This is a genomic window from Gottfriedia sp. ABJ_BB2_2, from assembly GCF_055484705.1.
The window spans coordinates 259,153-280,647 of the sequence record NZ_JBVFKR010000004.1 but is presented as its reverse complement, the minus strand read 5'-3'; the positions used below and the strand labels follow the sequence as shown (position 1 = coordinate 280,647).

Annotated in this window: 19 protein-coding genes; 6 read left to right on the top strand and 13 right to left on the bottom strand. The window is 32.8% G+C overall.

What is annotated here, in order from left to right; translation table 11 throughout:
* Nucleotides 1-271: 271 nt before the first annotated feature.
* The 4 genes from ACX6U0_RS12175 to ACX6U0_RS12160 form a co-directional block, all read right to left on the bottom strand.
* A complete protein-coding gene (locus ACX6U0_RS12175; RefSeq protein WP_464960197.1) occupies nt 272-1,147 on the bottom strand; it encodes a YitT family protein in 876 nt (291 codons plus the stop codon).
* Nucleotides 1,148-1,312: 165 nt separating this feature from the next.
* A complete protein-coding gene (gene ypeB / locus ACX6U0_RS12170) occupies nt 1,313-2,653 on the bottom strand; it encodes a germination protein YpeB (RefSeq protein WP_464960196.1) in 1,341 nt (446 codons plus the stop codon).
* Between the two features lie 12 nt (nt 2,654-2,665).
* Nucleotides 2,666-3,379 (bottom strand): spore cortex-lytic enzyme, encoded by a 714-nt coding sequence (gene sleB, locus ACX6U0_RS12165; protein WP_464960195.1) that lies wholly within the window; start codon nt 3,377-3,379, stop codon nt 2,666-2,668.
* Nucleotides 3,380-3,567: 188 nt separating this feature from the next.
* Nucleotides 3,568-4,128, bottom strand: a complete 561-nt coding sequence (locus tag ACX6U0_RS12160) for a GNAT family N-acetyltransferase (protein WP_464960194.1) — start codon at nt 4,126-4,128, stop codon at nt 3,568-3,570.
* 186 nt (nt 4,129-4,314) lie between these two features.
* Here ACX6U0_RS12160 and ACX6U0_RS12155 point away from each other — a divergent pair, with 186 nt between their 5' ends.
* Nucleotides 4,315-5,238: a bifunctional helix-turn-helix transcriptional regulator/GNAT family N-acetyltransferase gene (locus ACX6U0_RS12155; RefSeq protein WP_464960193.1), complete on the top strand. Its 924-nt coding sequence runs from the start codon at nt 4,315-4,317 to the stop codon at nt 5,236-5,238.
* Nucleotides 5,239-5,357: 119 nt separating this feature from the next.
* On the opposite strand, the gene ACX6U0_RS12150 is transcribed toward ACX6U0_RS12155, so the two are convergent.
* From ACX6U0_RS12150 to ACX6U0_RS12120, 7 genes are all read right to left on the bottom strand, one after another.
* On the bottom strand, nt 5,358-5,828 hold the full coding sequence (locus ACX6U0_RS12150) for a DinB family protein (RefSeq protein WP_464960192.1): 471 nt from the start codon (nt 5,826-5,828) through the stop codon (nt 5,358-5,360).
* Between the two features lie 213 nt (nt 5,829-6,041).
* Nucleotides 6,042-8,171, bottom strand: a complete 2,130-nt coding sequence (locus tag ACX6U0_RS12145; RefSeq protein WP_464960191.1) for a HelD family protein — start codon at nt 8,169-8,171, stop codon at nt 6,042-6,044.
* Nucleotides 8,172-8,346: 175 nt separating this feature from the next.
* Nucleotides 8,347-9,198, bottom strand: coding sequence for a CPCC family cysteine-rich protein (locus tag ACX6U0_RS12140; RefSeq protein ID WP_464960190.1), 852 nt, complete (start codon nt 9,196-9,198; stop codon nt 8,347-8,349).
* A 76-nt stretch (nt 9,199-9,274) separates the two neighbouring features.
* Nucleotides 9,275-9,667: a hypothetical protein gene (locus ACX6U0_RS12135; RefSeq protein ID WP_464960189.1), complete on the bottom strand. Its 393-nt coding sequence runs from the start codon at nt 9,665-9,667 to the stop codon at nt 9,275-9,277.
* Nucleotides 9,668-9,707: 40 nt separating this feature from the next.
* The gene (locus ACX6U0_RS12130; RefSeq protein ID WP_464960188.1) at nt 9,708-10,106 is read right to left on the bottom strand and encodes a hypothetical protein; all 399 of its coding nucleotides are present in this window, start codon (nt 10,104-10,106) and stop codon (nt 9,708-9,710) included.
* A gap of 151 nt (nt 10,107-10,257) precedes the next feature.
* Nucleotides 10,258-10,713 carry a helix-turn-helix domain-containing protein gene (locus ACX6U0_RS12125; RefSeq protein WP_464960187.1) on the bottom strand — a complete coding sequence of 152 codons (456 nt, stop codon included), beginning with the start codon at nt 10,711-10,713 and terminating at the stop codon, nt 10,258-10,260.
* Nucleotides 10,714-11,065: 352 nt separating this feature from the next.
* The gene (locus tag ACX6U0_RS12120; protein ID WP_464960186.1) at nt 11,066-11,332 is read right to left on the bottom strand and encodes a hypothetical protein; all 267 of its coding nucleotides are present in this window, start codon (nt 11,330-11,332) and stop codon (nt 11,066-11,068) included.
* A gap of 235 nt (nt 11,333-11,567) precedes the next feature.
* On the opposite strand from ACX6U0_RS12120, the gene ACX6U0_RS12115 reads away from it, so the two are divergent.
* Entirely contained in the window at nt 11,568-11,978 is a 411-nt protein-coding gene (locus tag ACX6U0_RS12115) for a hypothetical protein (RefSeq protein ID WP_464960185.1), read from the top strand.
* Between the two features lie 179 nt (nt 11,979-12,157).
* Here the strand turns inward: ACX6U0_RS12115 and asnB are convergent, their stop codons facing one another.
* Nucleotides 12,158-14,062, bottom strand: coding sequence for an asparagine synthase (glutamine-hydrolyzing) (gene asnB, locus ACX6U0_RS12110; protein ID WP_464960184.1), 1,905 nt, complete (start codon nt 14,060-14,062; stop codon nt 12,158-12,160).
* Between the two features lie 575 nt (nt 14,063-14,637).
* Between asnB and ACX6U0_RS12105 the strand changes: the two genes are divergently transcribed.
* A complete protein-coding gene (locus ACX6U0_RS12105; protein ID WP_464960183.1) occupies nt 14,638-15,417 on the top strand; it encodes a nitroreductase family protein in 780 nt (259 codons plus the stop codon).
* Between the two features lie 78 nt (nt 15,418-15,495).
* On the opposite strand, the gene ACX6U0_RS12100 is transcribed toward ACX6U0_RS12105, so the two are convergent.
* Complete coding sequence (locus ACX6U0_RS12100; RefSeq protein ID WP_464960182.1) at nt 15,496-17,208, bottom strand: ABC transporter ATP-binding protein; 1,713 nt, start codon at nt 17,206-17,208, stop codon at nt 15,496-15,498.
* 321 nt (nt 17,209-17,529) lie between these two features.
* Here ACX6U0_RS12100 and ACX6U0_RS12095 point away from each other — a divergent pair, with 321 nt between their 5' ends.
* The 3 genes from ACX6U0_RS12095 to ACX6U0_RS12085 all read left to right on the top strand — a co-directional run bounded on the left by ACX6U0_RS12095 (nt 17,530) and on the right by ACX6U0_RS12085 (nt 21,478).
* Complete coding sequence (locus tag ACX6U0_RS12095) at nt 17,530-18,645, top strand: CdaR family transcriptional regulator (RefSeq protein ID WP_464960181.1); 1,116 nt, start codon at nt 17,530-17,532, stop codon at nt 18,643-18,645.
* 86 nt (nt 18,646-18,731) lie between these two features.
* Nucleotides 18,732-20,144, top strand: coding sequence for a glycolate oxidase subunit GlcD (glcD, locus tag ACX6U0_RS12090; protein ID WP_464960180.1), 1,413 nt, complete (start codon nt 18,732-18,734; stop codon nt 20,142-20,144).
* Complete coding sequence (locus ACX6U0_RS12085; RefSeq protein ID WP_464960179.1) at nt 20,141-21,478, top strand: (Fe-S)-binding protein; 1,338 nt, start codon at nt 20,141-20,143, stop codon at nt 21,476-21,478. The genes glcD and ACX6U0_RS12085 overlap by 4 nt, the downstream gene beginning before the upstream one ends.
* The last annotated feature ends 17 nt before the right edge of the window (nt 21,479-21,495 follow it).

The following is a 21,495-nucleotide window of genomic DNA, read 5'->3' as shown; positions in this document are numbered from 1 at the left end:
TTATCTATAGTTTACTTCTGATAATTCGAATTGCCTCAATATTATATGTCTACTTTTTGTCTGTTCATTGTCTATTTTGTGACATTATTCACAAATTAGTTGATAATTTTAACATTCCATATTGCTAAGGGGTTAATCAACTAATCTTACATTTATATTGTTGCTTGATTTTTATAACAAAAAAATAAACCATTTCACGATTCGAAATGGTCTTTTATGTAGTTTACTTAAAATAGATAAACACCAAATTAGTTGATATGTTTATTATTTCTTAATGTGCTGCTTTACTTTTAAATCTTCCGCCTCTTACTTCAGCAATATCCGCAATTGCTAAAAAAGCAGTTGGATCAATATCATCGACTAGGTCCTTGATTTCTGCTTCTTCTAGTCGTGTAACAACACAAAAGATTACTTTCGTATCATTCCTACAAAAAGCCCCTTCACCATTAATATATGTAACACCTCGACCTAACCTTGATAATATCGCTTCTCCTATCTCAATACTTTTGTCACTAATAATCCAAACAGATTTAGATTGTTCTAATCCATCTACTACAATATCAATCGTTTTAAATGCAATGACATAGGCTAAAATAGAATACATTGCTCTATCCCATGTAAAAACATAACCTGCTGTTCCTAAAATAAATAAGTTGAAGATCAAGATAATTTGACCGACTGAAAATGGAATCTTTTGATTAATGATGATTGCCAGTATTTCAATTCCATCTAATGCTCCACCATACCGGATGGCTAATCCGACACCAATTCCTAGAATAATTCCGCCAAAAATTGTTGCGAGAAGAATATCGTCTGTAAAAGCCGGTACCGGATGAAATCTTGATGTGAAATAGGATAATACAATGATTCCGAAAATAGTGGAAAAGGCAAATGTTTTCCCTATTTGCTTATAACCTAAATAGAAAAAAGGAATATTTAAAACAAATATAAAAATTCCTAATGGTAAACCTGTTAGGTTTGAAATCATAATAGAAATCCCGGTAATACCTCCATCAATAACATCATTAGGTACTAAAAAAATTTCTAATGCTACGGCTACGAGAATTGCCCCAACACACATTGCAATTGCATTTTTTAAAATCTTTACTTTTTTTGATTTTCGATTAGAAGGATTCATTTCTGTCATATACAGTTCCGTCCTAAGTATTTTTTTCTTTTCCAAATAAAACATATAGTTAATGTTCGCAGGAAGTTCTCAAATTATTCTTTTCTAATTCTTAATCAATCTAAATCTCTTACTACAAAAAAAGAAAAACCTTAGTTACATAATTCTAAGGTTTTTCTATGTTATTTAATCAAAATTTTCTACAACATTATTTAGTTTTTTAATTTGTTCCTCAACAGCTGTATTTGCATTTATAAAGACTTGATAGGTATCGTTACCTCTTGTTCCAACAAATTCATAACATAGTATTTCTTGATTTAATTTATTTAAAATGATGGCTTTTCTTTCCTCCATTATTTTCATATTAGAATTCACGCTTTTACGTGCTTCCTCAATCGAAATTTTAGGTTCTGGAATTTTTCTTATAGTGTAAGCTGCTAAATAATTTTTTGCAGAAAATCCAACGATACTTCCATCATCTAATGCTATCTTCATCGTAATAGATTCTGGATAGATTCTAACGTTATTTACTTTTGAAACATACGTAAAGACACCAATTGTATCATACTGTGAACTTTGAGTGAGCTCCATGTTTGGATACTTATTTCTCTCTAAAAATTTCAAACCATTTAGTGAAGCTTTGTTTAAATCAATTTTTTGCTTTCCTATTTCACGATTACTAATTACCCAAAGTGGATAGCCACCTTTTTCCGTAATATCCATATATATTTCATTTTTCTGTTTTGGATCAGTAATTTCTAAACTATAATAATGATCCTTTAACTTCTCTCCTGTATGGCTAACTTTTATTTTCTCCGTACCATTTAATTCAAGAAACTTCTTCGCAATTTTTTTCGCTTGACTTTTCGTAATATCTTCACCTTTTACATTCGCAAGATTATTGCGGTTCACTTTAAAGTTTGTTAGTGCGGGATCCATATTTGCATCCGAGTACGAAGCAACGCTACTTTCCACTGACTTAAATCCGTCAATAATGACATTATTTTTTGGGTTTTGTTCTTTAGCATAAGCAAGCTCTACATCCATCCATCTTAATTTATCTTCAAAGACCAAATGTTGTACTTTTCTTAGCTCACCTTGTATTTCTGCAGAATTATCATATAGCCTTTGAAGTGTCGCATACTCTTTTTCACTTAATGGCTCCTTATCAAGGTCGCGAACAGCAGTCCGATAACTAAAATCACCAATGTTACTTAAAAACTCTTCTGTTTTATTAATAGGTAATAATCTTAAAGGAAGTTGCCCTACATTTGAATGTGCTTGAGATGTAAGACCCCAAACTTCTACTAATGCAGGGGACAATGATGTTTTTGACTTCATTGCTAAAGTGTCACCAATCTTATCATGAAGTAAATCTACTTCATAAGTCAGTTCATGAAATGCTCGTTGATAATTATTTTCTGCCTGAATCTTAACCGCCCTTTTTTCTTCACGTTCTGAATAGCCCCAGAAAGCTGTACCTATTAGACCTATTGATAACACACCAATTAATATTCCTTTCAACATAGAACCAACCTCCTATCTACAAAAAATATGATTACCGATTGTTTTAATTTGTGGGCGACTCCATATCCAAGCACTTGTTGCAGTTTTAGGATTAAAATAATAAAGTGCATTATCACTTGGGTCCCAACCATTTACTGCATCTAATACAGCTTTCTTAGCAGTTTCATTTGGGGTTAAATAGATTTGACCATCTGCAACTGCAGTAAATGCACCCGGTTCAAAAATCACACCTGATACTGTGTTAGGGAAGGCTGAATTTCCAACCCGGTTTAATATGACCGCCGCTACTGCAACCTGACCAATATATGGCTCGCCTCGGGATTCCCCATATACAGCATTTGCCATTAACTGAATATCGTTTTGTGAATACCCACTTGGTACATTTGAACCAGCACTTGTACCAGTTTTTTCATATTTTGTTGCTCTAACTAGCATCGCCTTTGTCTTCGCACCAGCAATCCCATCTACTGGTAGTCCAAAGTTATTTTGAAAGTTTCTTAGAGCCCAGTATGTGTTATAACCAAAAACACCATCTACTTTACTTGTATAATAGCCGTTATACTTTAGTCTTGATTGAAGTTCAATTACATCTTCACCAACTGCGCCCATTTGGATCACTTGATTTGTAAAAGCACTTACTTTTACGATTTGATCACTGCCTAAAAAAAACACAACGAAAATAATGAAATAAATCAACGGACCTTTTAAAAAAAATAGTTTCCGCATTTTATCCTCCTTCAATTTATGAGTCTATGTAAAACTATTTTTTTCAAAACATTACCAATTTATGTAATTACCTTTTCATGCTTTTCACTTTTTCGATGAGATTTAAAAAAACAATGCAAAAAAAGACCTCAATTTGCTTCTTGAGATCTTGTTTATGTTTAGATAAAAATTCTTCTATTTAACTCTACTCATTTCAAATATTCTTCTTTTAAGATACTGTATATTTCTAAATCTACTATACCTTTTCCTGACCACATTGTTGCTTGTCTAAGTATGCCTTCTTTTAGAAATCCATTCTTTAGTAAAACTTTTTTAGATAGTTCATTTTCCGACATTACTTCTGCCTGAATTCTATTTACATTTCCTTCATTAAATAAATACTCCAATAGTATACTTACCGCTTCTGTTGCGATACCATTTCCCCAATATTCTTCAGCCAAATAATATCCTATTGTTATCATATTCACTTTTTGGTTAAAATCAAAAGCTTCAATGATTCCAACTAATACATCGTTTGTGAATATTCCCCACTTAACTCTCGTCTTTTTACCATAATCACGTTCGAAATGACCAATCATTTTTTTGACAGTTTCTTTATTATGTTTTGGAATAATACCACAATACTCAAAAACAGCTTCATTATCATAAATTGAAAACAAGGACTCTAAATGGTCAGCTTCGATTTTACTTAACACGATTTTTTCTGACTTTAATATAGGTAACTCATTAAAAATAGCATTAATATTCATCTAGCACTCTCCATACTCCATAAAATAGTATCTTTATTAAACTCCATATACTTCCATATTTATGATTATAAATGATTTTGCGTTTTAATAGAGAGAGAAAAAATATAAACTTAGTTGACTTTGTCAACTAATGGTATTATATTATTAGTAATTGATTTAAAATTCAAAATATTAAGGTGGTTAATTATGGGGGCTATTCATTTTGTAGAGAAAATTCGTAAATTTAACAGATACTATGCAAATTTATTAGGTAAGATTGACCAAAAGATTTATCATAAACCTTTTCCCTTAACAGAAGCTCGGGTTATAACAGAAATTCATTATAGAAACGGTTGTACTGCTACAGAAATTCAAGAAAACTTAGGGATTGACCGTGGATATTTGAGCCGCATTATTCAACGATTTGAAGATGAGAAGATTATGTTTAAAAAGCAATCTACGAAAGACAAACGTCAATATAGTCTTTATTTAACAGAGCATGGTATTAATATTTATAATGACTTAGTCAAAAATGCAAATATTGGAGTAGATATGATGATTAATAACATATCTGAACATAGCCTTACTAAACTAGTTACTTCTATGGAAACAATTGAATCGATTTTCACTGAAAGTAAATCTAGTAAACCAGAAATCAGTATTCGTCCTTTTTCACCTGGGGATGTAGGATACATAGCTTACCTACACGGAAAATTATATGGCTCAACTTATCAATTTGGACAAATCTTTGAATATTATGTGATGAAGGGTTTAACAGATTACCTCATCAATAATGATGGTGGAGAATTGTGGGTCGCTGAAGTAAACGGAGAAGTCGTAGGTTCCATTGCTATTACGAAATTCAGTGATCAAATTGCACAACTTAGATGGTTTATTCTAGATGAAAACTATCAAGGAATGGGTATCGGAAAAAAACTAATTGAGACAGCACTTGGCTTTTGTAAGGAACAGAAGTACAATCATGTGTTTTTATGGACAGTTAGCACATTAGAAGCAGCACGCCATCTATACAAAAAATATCAATTTACATTAACTGAAGAAAAACCTAATACTGAATGGACAGATACAATGTTAATTGAAGAAAGATGGGATTTAGATCTTACACTTTGATTTAAAGAAAGATTAGGAAACTTAGTCTATTAACCTAGAGAAAAATAAACTTGAGAAAAAGGCACTGCTCAGAGCAATGCCTTTTTTACTTTAGATTAATTTCTTAATTCTTCGCTCTATCAACGATGCGATGGCCATAAACCTTGCATTTTTCTGATTTGAATAATTTGTCCTGTATGGTAAGCATCATGAAGAAATATATCCAGTAATTTTTTTTCAAGAGAATTTTTGTCGAGCTCCTCAATAGTAGTTTTACTTAATAAATCTCTTAAACTATTGTGAGCTTTTTCAACTCGATCAACGACTTTCTGCCATTCTTGATTTTCTTTTGAATGATCTGTGAGAGAAAAAGTTTGATCACCATCAAGACTGTGAGGCCATTCACGGCCTGCCATGTTCGCTACAAGTCTCTCTTTATAATAAATAAGATGATTAACGTTTTCCCAGATTGTTTTAGTGGCTTCGCCGTTCGGTCTCCAAGTAGCTTGTTCTGCAGTGATTCCATCAATGGCATTTTTGAGTGGAGCATACCAGCTTTCCTTATCATACGTTGAATCTAGTACGTTTATAAGCAGGTCAATTCGATTCAAAGTAAATCTCCTCCTTTATCATTTTGAAAAAATTCATGACATTCATGTATAGAAATTCTAGATTACTAATAATGCTCCTTCATGTTCTAACACTTTTTATTCATATTCCTTAGCTTATACAAAAAACGAAACTATTTTACATACAAAAAAAGCCACAGAAATGTGACTCTTTTAAAAAAGGAACGCATGTGCCCGACTGGGAATCGTTGTACTTCAAATCGTATTTGTAAATAGCTGTTGATCAATATCCTCAATCAGTGGAGATTTACGCCCAGAATATAACACCCATAGTTCGTGTAGTGCACGCGTACATCCAACGTAGAGGAGCTTTGCATCTTGTTTTGTGGATTCGTAATGCTGTTCGTCTACATCCATAAGTAATACGGCATCAAATTCAAGTCCTTTTGCAAGGTAGACCGGAACAACTGAAATGCCACCTTCATATTTTCGTTGTTTTGAATGAATAAAAGTAGCAGACAAACCAGCTTCTTTCAGAGCCTCATGTAAAAGTGCACATTCTTTTTCCGTCCGGCCAATGATCGCTATTGTATCCATTTTATTATGTTGAAGCTGTTCGATGGTTTTTATAATCAGTTTGATCCGGTTTGTATCTTCTACTTGAATCATTTTTACTTTTTCGCCGCTCCTAAATACAGGATTAGCTAAACTAACTGGGATTTCTGCTTTTGAAATGATTTCATTAGCAAAGTGAATGATTTCCATTGTAGAACGATAGCTTCTGTTTAATTCGTAATATTTAACTTGATCAAGATTGAAAATATTTAAGAATTCGTCCCAGTTACTAATTCCCTGGTACTCATGAATAGCTTGAGATAAGTCTCCCAAGATGGTAAATGAATTCCCCTGTGTCATCTGCTTTAATAATGCAATTTGAAAAGGTGAAAAATCCTGCGCTTCATCGATAATGACATGATGATACTTGTATTTTGCCTCGATGCCGTACAGACAGTTGTGAATATAGACAAGCGGAGCAAGATCCTCAAGGTCTACCTCTTTCTTTTTGCAGTTCATTGCAGTCGTCTTCATAATCTCAGCTGGTATGTTGTCTGCCAATGTTGATTTGTCAGTTAATACAAATAGTGATTTATAGAATGAAAGAGCAGTGTGCTTAGGCCATTGCTTCATATAAGAAGTTAGATACTGAGTTGCTTTTTTCTTGCGTTCTTTTTTTACGTTCGTTTCTTCTATGTTTTTGAGCTCACCATCAATCCATTTTTTTATCCGCGCAACAATACGTTCTCTTCTTTTAGCTAATGGATAATGTGTATACTCGAAATTAAACCAATGATGAAGTGTTTCTTTTTCGATTTTTATATTGTCCCATGGTTCAAAATCTCTGTCTGGAACAGCTGATGCTTCATATTTTTCTATGCATTTATCAATATAATTTTTAAAATGAGTTGAGCCCTTCCACTTGCCAGGCGTATTTTCGTTTATATTAGGGCGATCGACTCCAGTAATGAACCATTTTTCCAGATTCTCTGAAGAATCCTTAGCAGTCACTTCATTGTCTAAAATATCTAAAGCCCAATCTGTAAATGTTGTTTGTTGAATACCACCTACTCCCAGCTCAGGAAGTACATTAGAAATGTAATTGAGGAACATATTGTTTGGTGCAAAAATAATCATTTTTTCTGCTCGTATCGTTTCACGATATTGATAAATTAGGTAAGCAAGACGATGCAGGGCAACTGTTGTTTTACCGCTTCCGGCAACTCCTTGAATAATTAATGGGGTATTTTTGGGTGAACGAATAATATCATTTTGTTCGGATTGAATTGTTGAAACAATATCCTTTAAGCGGTTATCTTTGTTTTCACTTAATCGATATAGTAGAAAATCATCAGTAACTGATTCATTTTGGCTGCCTTTTATATATGTATCTACAACCCGTTGGAGATTTTTTTTGCGGATTACAATATTTCGCTTAAGATAGATTAAGCCTTCAATGATCCCTTCAGGAGATTCATAGTAAGCGAGGTCGTCTCCTCCAGTAAATGAGTAAAACATGCTAGCAACAGGTGCACGCCAATCAATTACCATCGGATCCTCGGTCGCTATGTCAGATACACCAATTTTTCCAATATAAAGTGGAACTGATTCCTTGCCTTCTTCCTGAAAATCCATTCGACCAAAGTATGGCTCATTTACGGCTATTCGAAGGTTTCTACGATTTGTTTCTCGTATCCCTTCTAATACTTGTTCTGTTACATCACTCCCTGTATAAATAGGGACTCCTTCAAGCTTGGTTAACTGCCGGTCAATTTCGTACATAATTGTGTTTAACTGCTGAAGTTCTTCTTCATATGCTTGTGTTTCCATTTTTACTAACCTCCCTACTTAAATAGAACACCGAATTTTCAGACGGAATGCTATTGTATCAAAGAGATGAGAGTAAAGTAAAGAGAATATTAAAAGAAATTGTAAGAATTCAAGAATCAAGAGCTGCCGTAGCAACTCTTGATTCTTCAACTTGTATTCGTTGAGCACTATATAATTATTTCTCAGTTAAAGGCTTCCAATTCTCATCTTTTTCATAATCAGAAGTTGGTTCACCTGGTGAATGAAAAAATGTTTTAGAGGCTCTTCCTATCTCAATAAAATTTTTTTGAGCTTCAATCAAAGATTCTTCATTTGCTCCACCGCCTAGATGAGGTTTAAATGATTGAATGTCATCATCTATCCACTTACATATAGGACAAGTTTCATAATTATTAAGTTCTTTCAATGTTTTAAAGCCACAACAAGGACATGTGTACCTTTTGCTCAGTTTCTTTAATGTATATAAATTCAATACAAGTAAATCATTGTCATCTAAACCATCAAACTGTTTCGACCAAGTTGTATGGGCAAAAAAATTCATTTTATTAATATGGTTTAAATAATTAATAGAAGGGATTCCTTTTTTCGTATCTATCTCATTTAAGTATTTTAAAATTTCATCATTACTTAGTTTATTTGGATTTGAAAATACTAAGCAAAGTTCCTCAGAGGAATAAAATTCAAAAAACTCACAATCAATATGATATACTCGGACCCATAATCCTTCATTATTTAGTTTTTCCCAGCCATTTTCATTTTCAGGATCACCAAAAATGATTCTAAAATTACTATTAACCCTGTTTTCTCTACCATAGTCATAAATAAAATAGATATACTCTCCGTTACTTGCAAAATCCAGCAGTAATTCCATTCCTTCTTCGACCGTTAAAACATATCGATTTATATTTTCTATGTTTGGTATACGATTATTTAAACCCACTAAAGATTCAATGGTATTTTTTTCATCATCAAAGAATACAAACTGAGGATCCTCAATCTCTAGAGGTTCTTGCTTTATTAGAAACATTTTTTTACTCCTATTCAAATTTAAGAATGCATTTGCTCTCATTTAAAACATGTCTTAATTACAAAAATTAGTTTGCTTATATCTTTTCAATATTTTTCAAATTCAATAGTTTTGGAATAGTAGAGATATAGAAATGTAATGCGATTAATAAGATAAACTCAGAATTCACAATTAATAATCCCACAGTTCCGTATACTCCTCTAAAAAATGAAAAGGAATAAATGACTACAACTAATAACATTACTAAACTCAATGAAACGAAAACAAGTTTGGACTTAATCAAATTAAAAGATATTAAAATAATCGTGCTCATAACTAGTGAAATACTTGGAATAAAAAATAGTATTAATGAAACATCCATAACCAAAGGAAAATCAGTTTCAGGGCTTACGGTATGATAAGTTTTAAAAATCCCAAATACTCCAATTAAAAAGCTTAGTGCCAACCAGACTGGAAATATTCTTTTCACAATTCACTACTCCTAATCGATATGTAAACTAATACAAATATTAATCAAAGAAATTGTAATTACTAACCGAGGATGAGCTTTCTACGGTTATCGTTCCACTTTCATCAATCGTTTTAAAAACGATTTCAGCCTTTCCATGGTTTTTCTTATTCGTTAGTCCAATAATACCAATAGTCTGTGGTTCTCCCTCTTCATCATTATAGTGTAGATATATAGAACCCGAACCATCATTACTAGGCATTACTTTTAATTTATATACTTCATCTTTTACTATTTTAGGAATTTTAATATCTCCTTTAGGAGTAGTAAGAATTAGGCCAGTGATTTTTTTGTTCGTATGATTAACAATCTTAATTTTAAACCCTTCATTACCTGAAAATAGAAAAAAACACGTTACCCCTATGATTCCCAATATTAATACTGTACTAACTTTTTTCATTTTCTTAACCTCATTCTACTAATCTTATCTTCAAAACTATATTATAATGCATTCCCTATTCAAATTGTGTTATATGCCTTTCACTTCTTTTTTCGCGACATCATGCCTAAACAAAAAAAGGATAGCCCCTTAGCAACTACCCATTCATTAACTAATCAACATATTTATTTTTTAATTGATCCGAACCAATGCTCCCAATGACCATTAAAGCTAATGGTAAAAAGTTGGATAGAACCTTTGGTAAGCCTTCTGGAATGATAATATTTGTGTTAAAAAAGTAATTTAATCCTATGATGATTAATTTCGCTACTAATAAAAATGTCCCTATTAAAATTAAATTATCAAAGAACATTTTCCATTTCGGATACGCCAATTTCTTACTATCTCGAATTACTTTTTCTTTCAATTCATCGTCACTCCTCAGCATTTCATCTATTGTAATACAAAATAGATCACTCAAACCAATAATAACTTCGATACTCGGATAGTTCTTACCAGTTTCCCATTTTGAAACTGATTGACGACTAACATGAATTTTTTCAGCTAGATCAGTTTGTGACCAACCTCTTTTTTCCCGTTCCTTTTTTAAGCGTTCGCTAAAAATCATTTTATTTATCACCTTTCCTTATTTCCAGTATTGAGGGAGTGCATAGTAAAAGTAAAGATAGTTGTAGGCGCATCAAGGCGCAACCTATTGTTGCTAAGATAAAAACTAGACCTAACTTCATATTATTTGTTCTTATTTACAAATTGCAGTAATCAAAACACCGAAAATAATTTCCATTACATTTTATAATTACTTTGGCTTTATTTTTACACCAAATAATTCTACTCGTTTATCACTTCTGACTCTTGATCAATAATACATATTATACTAAACTCACACATTTTTTTATTTTACTAAATATGAAAAATAAAAAACCACATACTAGAAAAACGTATGTGGCAATCTATTCCCATTATTCCAGACCAAAATATCTACCTATCATTCCAAAAATCCCACCGTTAATCATTATCATTACTAAAGCTAATTTCAGATTCATAGTCTTACGGGATATCCCAGGTATATTTTTTATCATTAAAAAAATGAAACTACTGATAATTGCTCCAGACAGTCCATACATCATTATATGTGAATAATGGAAAAACTCTGCAACGAATTCTGAGAGTAAGTTTGTATAAGCACCGAAAAGAATAAACGTAATAAACAAATCTAATCTCATCATTATAAATCCCCAATCTTTAAACTTTTCACTTTCCACTTGAATTAAAAAATGTTTTTCTTTAAACATCCTATGTTTAGAATTTTATTCTACATAATATGGTATTTATCCTAGTTGTTAGGCTCAATTTAGTAAATCCACATTTATTTCCCCGGCAGTATAGCTCTTCATGCTATATTAAACTAAAAGGAAAAATATGGTGCTTTTATTTCTACAATTGTCTTAAAGGGGGATTCATTTGAAAAATTTATTTACGCTTATGATCATCATCTCTACCTTTATAACAGGTTGTTCAAACCAAATTGGAAATGAAGAGCAAAATATAATTGTTGAAAAACGCGTTGCTGAGGCAAATCATTATGAAGAATTTAAGGTAATAAAGAATAATGAGAAAGTTCAACAGGTAAGAGAGATATTAAATACTAATGATTGGGTACATGCAAAAGTGAATATGTCACGCATTGCCGATTACAAATTTATTTTTCAGTTTAAAAATCCAGATATGCAGGCAAAAGCAGTGTTATATGAGCTTTGGATTAGTCCTAATAAAGATCAAGTAGAACTTGCCATAAATGCTACAAGTGAATATGTTCAATTAGACAAGAAGAGTTCAACAGAACTATTAAAAATACTTACTAGTAGAAAGTGATAGACTTAAAACAAGGAGGTATCCTGCAAAAAAAGTTGATTTTGATATCTTCCACGATACTGTCAGTTACCATCAAAAAAGGACTGCCGAGCAGTCCATGATTTTACAAATCTTAAGCTAATTCCTAGTTTATTCATAAATTCCTTTATTAACTTTACTTGTACTTTACCTCATACTTTTTATGTCATTAGACTAAATTTAACTTCATCATTATTTTCTACAAAGTTATATTTTTTTTCAATAAATACTTGATGCCATAACATGAACTGTAATACAGTCCATATTTTCCTACTATTATCTTTTTTATTCAAACAATGCTCTTCTAATAGAGTCATAATGTAAAATTTATTTAATAAGTATTCCGTTTGACTTTCATGAATTAGGTTAATTGCCCAATCATACAATTCGTTTTTTAGCCATTGACTGATTGGAACGGGAAACCCGAGCTTTTTTCGATCTATGACATGATTAGGAACGATTCCCCGCATTGCTTCCCTAAATAAATACTTTGTTGTACCGCCTGAAATCTTTAATGAGACAGGTATTTTGGAGGCTACTTTAAATACTTCTGTATCTAAAAATGGAACTCGTAGTTCGATTGAGTTTGCCATAGTCATTTTATCAGCTTTTACAAGTATATCCCCTCTTAGCCAAGTGTGCATATCAATATATTGCATTTGATTGACGAGGGGTTCCTGCTTAACCAAGTTATAGTAAGTTTCTAATATTGAACTGTATTTTACTGTGCTATCATGTTTTAAATAGATTTTCTTCTTTTCATTTTCTTCAAATATTTTTGCATTCCCAATATATCTTTCTTCCAATGGGGTGCATCCTCTTTCTATTAAGCTCTTTCCTCTCATTCCAATTGGCATAATCGAGGACAAATGTTTTAGCCCTCTTTTTAATTTAGTTGGGAGATATTCAAACATTCTTAATGAATTTGGTTCTTTATATATATTATAGCCACCAAATAACTCATCTGCCCCTTCGCCAGATAGTACAACAGTTACATGCTTTCTAGCTTCCTTTGCCACAAAATAAAGTGGGATTGCCGCTGGATCTGCTAAGGGATCATCTAAATGCCAAATAATTTTTGGTAATTCTTCGATATATTCTTTTGGTGTGATAAACCTATGAATATTTTCAACATCTAAGGCTAAAGCAGACTCTTTTGCCACATCAATTTCACTAAAACCTTTATTCTCGAAACCTACTGAGAATGTTTTAAGTTTAGGATTAATTTGACGGGCAATTGCTACAGTTGCAGTTGAATCGATACCTCCTGACAAAAATGCACCTACAGGAACATCACTTCTCATATGCATAGTTACAGATTCTATAAGCACATCCCTGATCTCTTTGCTCAAAACTTCCTTTGAATGAACTGTTGGTGCAAAGGAGGGTTTCCAATAAGGTTTTATTGTAATCTCTTGATACATTTTTTTGATGAAATAAGTACCTGGTTCAATTTTCTTTATTTCGTAAAAGATTGTACTTGGTTCTGGGATGAATTGAAATGATAAATAATGCTGCAATGCAATTTCATCTATTTTTAATGAATTATCTAAGTCTTCTACCACTCTATTAATCACTTTACTTTCAGAAGAAAATGCAATGACATTTTCTGTTTCATAATAGTAGAGAGGTTTAATTCCAAATGGATCTCTTGCTCCAAATAAGGTTTGTGTAATTGTATCCCATATCAAAAATGAAAACATTCCTCGAAGTTTATGTAACACTTCTTCTTTCCACTCAATAAATCCATATAGTAACACCTCAGTGTCAGAGTTCGTTTCAAATTGGTAACCCAATTTTTCAAGTTCATTCTTTAACTGTTTATGGTTATAAATCTCTCCATTAAAAACAATCCAATATCTTTGATCTAAGGAATTTAATGGTTGGTGACCGTTTTCAATGTCGATAATACTTAAACGCTTAAATCCGAGGGATAAATATTCGTCATGATAGTATCCTTCATCATCTGGTCCTCTATGATTCATTATTCTATTATACTCTTTTATTGATTTTCTATTAATTTTCCCATTCCTACTCGAAGATAATATCCCTATGAATCCACACATTTTTTCTACCCCATTTATCATTCATAATTGCTTAATTACTTAATAAGAGTAGTTTTCAATTGTTTCGAAACGATAAACAATTAAGGTAAAGTTGTAAACTTTATGAAACAAGTTGTGTCATTTCTATGAATATACTCTTTGTTTTAAATATTTTCTTAATAAAATAAAGATTTCATAATAGGAAAAATAAGTTTTTAATTGAATACATTAATCTATTGGGATAAAATGTTTCTTTGATTCTAATGTTACCGCATCTTTAACAATAAGAAACAAATGCATAACGTCAGGACCTCTGGGTTTTAGTATGCCTTCCTAACTTACCCTGTGGGCTCACACCCTAACCTTATCTCCCACTAGAAGTCTCGCACCTTCCGTTATAATCAGCTTCTATCATTACCAATTCCAAAAGCGAGGATACTTCATAAAAGAACCATAACCAAAAAATAGATTTTATAAACGTTTTACACTATAATTTGATTATTCAGAATTAATGTCGAAATAAGGAGTCTTTCTCAACTTTGGATATGATTTTCTTTATATTTCTAATAAAACCTATTTTATGAGGAGTGATAGTTTTGGAATTAAACGATGTATTACATGGGCACAAATCCATACGAGAATACGAGGATAAGGAAGTCAGTCAAGAACTGTTAGAACAAATATTAGATGCTGGGATTCGTGCTTCTTCTAGTGGCAATATGCAATCTTATTCCATTATTGTCACAAAAGACAAAGAACTGAAGAAAAAATTATATACCGCTCATATGGATCAATCAATGGTAATTGATGCACCAATCCTTTTAACTTTTTGTGCAGATTTTAATAGAATGAGAAAGTGGCTTACACTGAATGATGCACCAGTTCACTTTGATAATTTTATGAGCTTTATGATTGGTGCCATTGATGCTACTTTAGTTGCTCAAAACTGTGCTTTGGCCGCAGAGAATGCTGGACTAGGACTTTGTTATATGGGCTCTACACTAGCAAATTGTAATCAGATTGGTGAAATCCTTAATTTACCACCAAATGTCGTGCCAATTGTAGGTTATTCCTTAGGCTATCCAAAAGAAAATCCTCCTTTACGCGATCGACTTCCGCGTCATGGGTTAGTTCATTATGAACAGTACCATGATTATTCTAATGAAGAGATTCTTGAAATTTACAAAGACAGAGATGAAAAGGGTTGGAAACGCTACATGGATATCCCTAAGCTGAAAGAAATGACAGAACAATTAGGGTTAAAGAATTTAGCTCAAATTTATACAATTGCTAAATATACACAAGAATCACATCATCAATTTTCAAAGACAGTTCTAGATTACTTAGAAAAACAGAATTATATGAATAATGAATGAGTAATGTATAGATTACATTTACAATAAAAAAGCCGATTTCCATATTTGGAAATCGACTTTTTTAGTTTAAGGCATCAATCAATGCTGGTGAGCATGCAATTTAGCAAAGATTCCATTTTCTTGAGAAAGTAACTCTTTATGCGTACCATCCTCTGCAATACCTTCATCAGTTATGACAAGTATACGATCAGCTTTTTTAATCGTACCTAAACGGTGTGCAATAATAAGAGTTGTTCGATCTTTTGCTAGATCATTTAATGCTTCTTGTATAATTGCTTCCGTTTCAGTATCAAGTGCTGAAGTTGCTTCGTCTAATATTAAAATTGGCGGATTTTTTAAGAACATCCTAGCAATCGCCAAGCGTTGTTTTTGACCACCAGACAGCTTTAATCCTCTTTCACCTATTTGCGTTTCATACCCATCAGGTAATGAAGCAATTAAATCAGTCAAATGCGCTTTTCTAGCTGCTTCTTCTATTTCTTGCTGTGAAGCTCCTAATTTTCCGTATGCAATATTTTCTCTCAACGTACCTGTAAATAGGAAAACATCCTGTTGAACAATACCGATGTTTGAACGCAGTGATTTTTTTGTCATTTCCCGAAGATCGATTCCATCAATAGAAATGGATCCCTCTAATACATCATAGAAACGAGGAATTAATGAACAAATAGTCGTTTTACCTGCTCCAGATGGACCAACAAAAGCAACTGTTTTCCCAGCTTCAATCTTAAATGACATATCATTTAAGATTGTGCGTTTGTTTTCGTAACCGAACGTAACATGTTGGAAACGAATATCTCCTTTTAATGATGAAACCTCGATAGCATCTGGTACATCTTCAATATCTGGTTCTGAATCCATCAGTTCTGTAAAACGCTTAAAACCGGCCATCCCTTTTGGATATAGCTCAAGTAACGCACTGATTTTATCAATCGGTTTAAATAAGATGTTTAAATAAAGTATGAAGGCAACTAACTCACCATAAGATAATATTCCTGTAAAACTAAGCCATGCTCCAAAAACTAAGATGGCAAGCGTCATCAGTCGAGTTGAAACATATATTCCTAATAGATTCCAGCTCATTACTTTATAAGCTCTCAATTTAGTCTTGCGGAAAAACTGATTGTTTTTGTTAAAACGCTTCATTTCATATTGTTCATTTGTAAATGATTGGACAACTCTAACTCCTGAAACACTATCTTCCACTTGGGAATTAACATTTGCAATATTTCCGTACATTTGACTCCAAGAAGCATTCATTTTCATATTTGAATATGAAATCAACCATACAAGAAACGGTACAATGATAATTGCTACTAATGCCAACTTCACATTAATTGCTAGCATAATCCAAAATGCACCAATAAACGTCATGATTGCAATGAATAAATCTTCAGGACCATGATGAGCTAATTCTCCAATATCCATTAAATCATTCGTAATTCGACTCATAATATGTCCGGTTTTTGTATTATCAAAGAAACGGAACGACTGACGCTGTACATGATTGAACAACTCTCGACGCATGTCTGTCTCAATATTAATTCCTAACTTATGTCCCCAATAGTTAACAACAAATTGCATTCCCGAACTGATTAAATAGAGTGCTAGAAGTCCAACACTTACTGCAATGATTAAACTCCAATTCCCTTCAGGAAGAAGCTGATCAATAAACCACGAGACAGCAAGAGGAAACCCAAGTTCCATTAATCCAACAAGCACCGCACAAAAAAAGTCTATATAAAATAGTTTTTTGTGTGGAATATAATATTTAAAAAATCTTTTTATCATAGAAATACTACACACCCCATCTCTGTTACATTTCATACTTTGGTAGATGATATTACATTATCACATGTAAAGTAAGTGTGCTATATAATCATCTAAAAAGTGGAAATATGGTATTGATGAATGTGTAAAGTACTATTTACTAGAAATAACGAGAATACTCGCTAAATTTTATGACATCACTGAAGATACACTGCAGAATTCAAAATATATGATATTGAACACGTGACTATTAAACGCTATTTTCATTGCTAAAGAAATGTTTTATTTTACATCCATTTTATTTATAATTACACTAACTATCGTGACAGGAGATAAAACATCATGATTTTAGATGAATTAGCTACAAAAATAATTAATGAAGTTAGAAAACTAATCCATGAGGATATCATTATAATCAATACAAATGGAATCATTATTGCAAGTACAGATCAAGCTCGAACGGGCACTTATCACGAGGGAGCATTGATTGCCATTAAGCAAGGGACAACATTTATCATCACAACTGAAGACGAAAAACGATTAAAAGGTGTAAAGGCTGGAATCAATCTGCCTGTCTTCTTTCAAAATGAAATTATCGGTGTAATCGGAATAACTGGTGAGCCAGAATTAATTTCCCCTTTTGGAGAAATGTTGCGACGCATGACGGAGCTACTAATTAGTGAAAATTACTATACTGATCAAATCGAACTCACACAACGAGGGCTTGAGGCATTTGTATTCGATTGGATTCAGCAAGATGAATGGGATGATTCCTTTTATGAACGTGCCCAAATGCTTAACATTGATTTAACACTTCAAAGACAAATACTCATTTTTGAATGGGAGCATCAAAGCAAGCTTTCGGATACTAGGCAAATTATTTTCGATTGGAATAACAGACAAAGTGATGAATTATTTATTCGTTGGGGAAATAATCGGTTAGTAGTATTATGTAGAGTTGAGCAGTCTTATACAAAATCACAAAATCAAAAGCTTGTTGAATCCATCCTTCATTATGTACAAAGTCGCTTACAATTAAAAATTGCGACTGGTGTGGGTCAACCAACCCACCCTAAACAACTGAGTAAATCATATCATCAAGCAGTTCGAGCATTAAAAGTATCCAGTAGAACAAATTCAATTGTATTTGATGAAGATCTCACAATTGATTTAATCTTACAAGATCTATCAAATGAAACGAAAAGTACTTTTATTCAAAGAACGATTGCACCTTTAATGAAAGAAAAAGAGCTTTTCATTACAATTGAAGAATACATTAAACATAATCAATCATTAAAAAATACGGCACAATCATTGCATATTCATATCAATACACTTCTATATCGTCTGAATAAGATTACTGAATTAACCCATTTAAATCCAAGAGAGATCCATGATTTAAGCAAATTTTATATCGGAATTAACCTATTGGATGATTCTACAAAAAAACACCTATAACAGGTGTTTTTTCTATAGAATTCTCCATAGTAAATGCGACCTATTTCTATTTATACTTTAGATAAGATAATAGGGAGGGAATATGAATGGTGTCAAAAGAAATTGCCCAAAAGCTAATTGCAATTGTAGGTGAAGCAAACTTTGATGATTCAAAAATGGAAAGACTTGTTTATTCCTACGACGCAACTCCGAATCTTCAATCGTTGCCAGTTGCAGTCATCAGTCCTCGTTCGACAAAAGAGGTTTCGGACATTATTAAAATTTGTAACGAAAACAAAATTCCAATTGTTCCAAGAGGTTCTGGTACGAATCTTTGTGGTGGCACATGTCCGACCAATGGTGGAATTGTTCTTTTATTCAAGCATTTAAATAAGATACTTGAAATCGATGAAGAGAATTTAACAATTACCGTACAACCAGGCGTGATTACGCTTGATATGATTAATACAATAGAAGAAAAAGGTTTGTTTTATCCACCAGATCCGAGCTCAATGAAAATTTCTACAATCGGTGGCAATATTAATGAGAATTCAGGTGGACTACGTGGGTTAAAGTACGGTGTAACAAGAGACTACGTCATTGCGCTTGAAATTGTGTTAGCAAATGGAGATATCATTAGAACTGGTGGAAAGCTAGCTAAAGATGTAGCCGGTTATGATTTTACTCGTTTATTCGTAGGATCTGAAGGTACACTTGGGATTATTACTGAGGCTACTTTAAAATTAATTCCTATGCCTGAAACGAAAAAAACTATGCTAGCTCTTTACGACAGTTTAGAGGACGCTGCTAGAACTGTATCAAAAATTATTGCTAACAAAATTATTCCTACATCACTAGAATTTATGGACCAACCCACTTTAGAGGTTGTAGAAAATTTTGCTCAAATCGGTTTACCAACTGACGTAAAAGCAGTGTTATTAATTGAACAAGATGGTCCAGAAGAAGTTGTGAATAGAGACATAGAACTGATAAAGAACATTTGTGAGAAAGAAAAATGCATCTCGGTGAGTGTAGCAAAATCTGAAGATGAAGCAATTGCCTTAAGAACAGCTCGACGTTCAGCACTTTCTGCACTTGCTCAATTAAGACCGACAACTATATTAGAGGACGCTACAGTACCTCGATCAAAAATAGCAGATATGGTTCAAGCAATAAATGAAATCGCACAAAAATATCAAGTTAAAATTTGTACATTTGGTCATGCCGGCGACGGAAATTTACATCCTACCTGCCCAACTGATGCCAGAGACCATGAAGAAATGGAAAGGGTTGAAATGGCATTTGCCGAGATCTTTGAAAAAGCAATTGAATTAGGTGGAACCATTACTGGAGAGCATGGCGTTGGAATCGTTAAGGCACCTTATCTTGAATTGAAATTAGGAAAAGAAGGTATTCAAGCTATGCTAGCTGTTAAAACAGCATTAGATCCTCATAACATTATGAATCCCGGAAAAGTATTTGCAAAAGATGTTCGAAAACGAATGGTGGTGTCAAAATGACAACACTACAAGAACAGCAAAAACTTCAAGAACAATTTAAAGCAAGAATGAACGAAGATGAGTTATTAAACTGTATGAGATGTGGATTTTGTTTACCTAGTTGTCCAACATATATTGAATCAGGGCAAAAAGAATCACATTCTCCTAGAGGTCGTATTGCACTTATGAAGGCAGTAACGGACGGATTGATTGAACCTGATGAAGATGTTGAACGCACACTAGAACTTTGTCTCGGATGTCGTGCTTGTGAGCCTGTTTGTCCGTCAGGCGTAAAATACGGTCATTTACTAGAAGAAGCAAGAGATATCATTGCACAACACAAACAACACTCTCTTCCTACTCGTGTGGTACGTAAGTTTGTTTTTAAAGATTTATTTCCTCACCAAAATCGCATGAGACTAGCAGTCGGGTTTCTAGGTCTTTATCAGCGAACAGGATTACAAAAAATTGCTAGAAAATCAGGTGTTATGAAGCTAATCCCTCATAATTTATCAGCAATGGAAAAAGTATTACCAACCGTTCCTTCAATGAAACAAATGAAATCACGCCCTAATTATTTACCACCAATGCAATCTAAAATAAGCCGAGTAGCATTTTTCTCAGGTTGTTTAATGGATACAATGTTCTTAGAAACAAATAATGCCACGATGAAGCTTTTACAGTTAGCAGGCTGTGAGATTGTCATTCCAAATGATCAAGCATGCTGTGGTGCATTACATGGACATAGTGGTGAAAAAGACATTGCTAAGGAAATGGCTAAAAAAAATATTGCAGCATTTGAAAACCTTGAAGTAGACTATATCATTACAAATGCAGGTGGTTGTGGCGGATTTCTTATTGATTATGATCACCTTCTAAAAGATGATCCAATGTGGAAGGACCGCGCACAATCATTTAAAAATAAATTAAAAGACATATCTCAAATTTTAGTAGAAGTAGAGTTCCATAAAAAAGTAAAATTAAAGTTACCAACTCAAATTATTACTTACCAAGATTCTTGTCATTTAAGAAATGTGATGAAAACTGCTTCAGCTCCACGAATTCTATTACAATCGATTGAAAACATTATTTATCATGAGATGAAGGATGCAGACCGTTGCTGTGGATCCGCTGGTATTTATAATATTGTTGAATCCGAAATGTCAATGCAGATTCTAGACTATAAGATGGAACAAGTAAAACATTCTAGAGCAACTACAATAGTTACAGCAAATCCTGGTTGCTTACTCCAAATGAAACTTGGTGTTGAAAGAGAACAACAGACTCATAGAACTGATGTCGTTCATATTGTTGATTTACTTTTACAAGCAGCAGAGTACGATAATCATCAATAAAAAAACTCCTTTATAGC

Coding starts and splice junctions, on each gene's coding strand:
- ACX6U0_RS12175 (WP_464960197.1), bottom strand. CDS start 1,147: ATGACAGAAATGAATCCTTCTAATCGAAAATCAAAAAAAGTAAAGATT.
- ypeB (WP_464960196.1), bottom strand. CDS start 2,653: ATGTTGAAAGGAATATTAATTGGTGTGTTATCAATAGGTCTAATAGGT.
- sleB (WP_464960195.1), bottom strand. CDS start 3,379: ATGCGGAAACTATTTTTTTTAAAAGGTCCGTTGATTTATTTCATTATT.
- ACX6U0_RS12160 (WP_464960194.1), bottom strand. CDS start 4,128: ATGAATATTAATGCTATTTTTAATGAGTTACCTATATTAAAGTCAGAA.
- ACX6U0_RS12155 (WP_464960193.1), top strand. CDS start 4,315: ATGGGGGCTATTCATTTTGTAGAGAAAATTCGTAAATTTAACAGATAC.
- ACX6U0_RS12145 (WP_464960191.1), bottom strand. CDS start 8,171: ATGGAAACACAAGCATATGAAGAAGAACTTCAGCAGTTAAACACAATT.
- ACX6U0_RS12140 (WP_464960190.1), bottom strand. CDS start 9,198: ATGTTTCTAATAAAGCAAGAACCTCTAGAGATTGAGGATCCTCAGTTT.
- ACX6U0_RS12130 (WP_464960188.1), bottom strand. CDS start 10,106: ATGAAAAAAGTTAGTACAGTATTAATATTGGGAATCATAGGGGTAACG.
- ACX6U0_RS12125 (WP_464960187.1), bottom strand. CDS start 10,713: ATGATTTTTAGCGAACGCTTAAAAAAGGAACGGGAAAAAAGAGGTTGG.
- ACX6U0_RS12120 (WP_464960186.1), bottom strand. CDS start 11,332: ATGATGAGATTAGATTTGTTTATTACGTTTATTCTTTTCGGTGCTTAT.
- asnB (WP_464960184.1), bottom strand. CDS start 14,062: ATGTGTGGATTCATAGGGATATTATCTTCGAGTAGGAATGGGAAAATT.
- ACX6U0_RS12100 (WP_464960182.1), bottom strand. CDS start 17,208: ATGATAAAAAGATTTTTTAAATATTATATTCCACACAAAAAACTATTT.
- ACX6U0_RS12095 (WP_464960181.1), top strand. CDS start 17,530: ATGATTTTAGATGAATTAGCTACAAAAATAATTAATGAAGTTAGAAAA.
- glcD (WP_464960180.1), top strand. CDS start 18,732: ATGGTGTCAAAAGAAATTGCCCAAAAGCTAATTGCAATTGTAGGTGAA.
- ACX6U0_RS12085 (WP_464960179.1), top strand. CDS start 20,141: ATGACAACACTACAAGAACAGCAAAAACTTCAAGAACAATTTAAAGCA.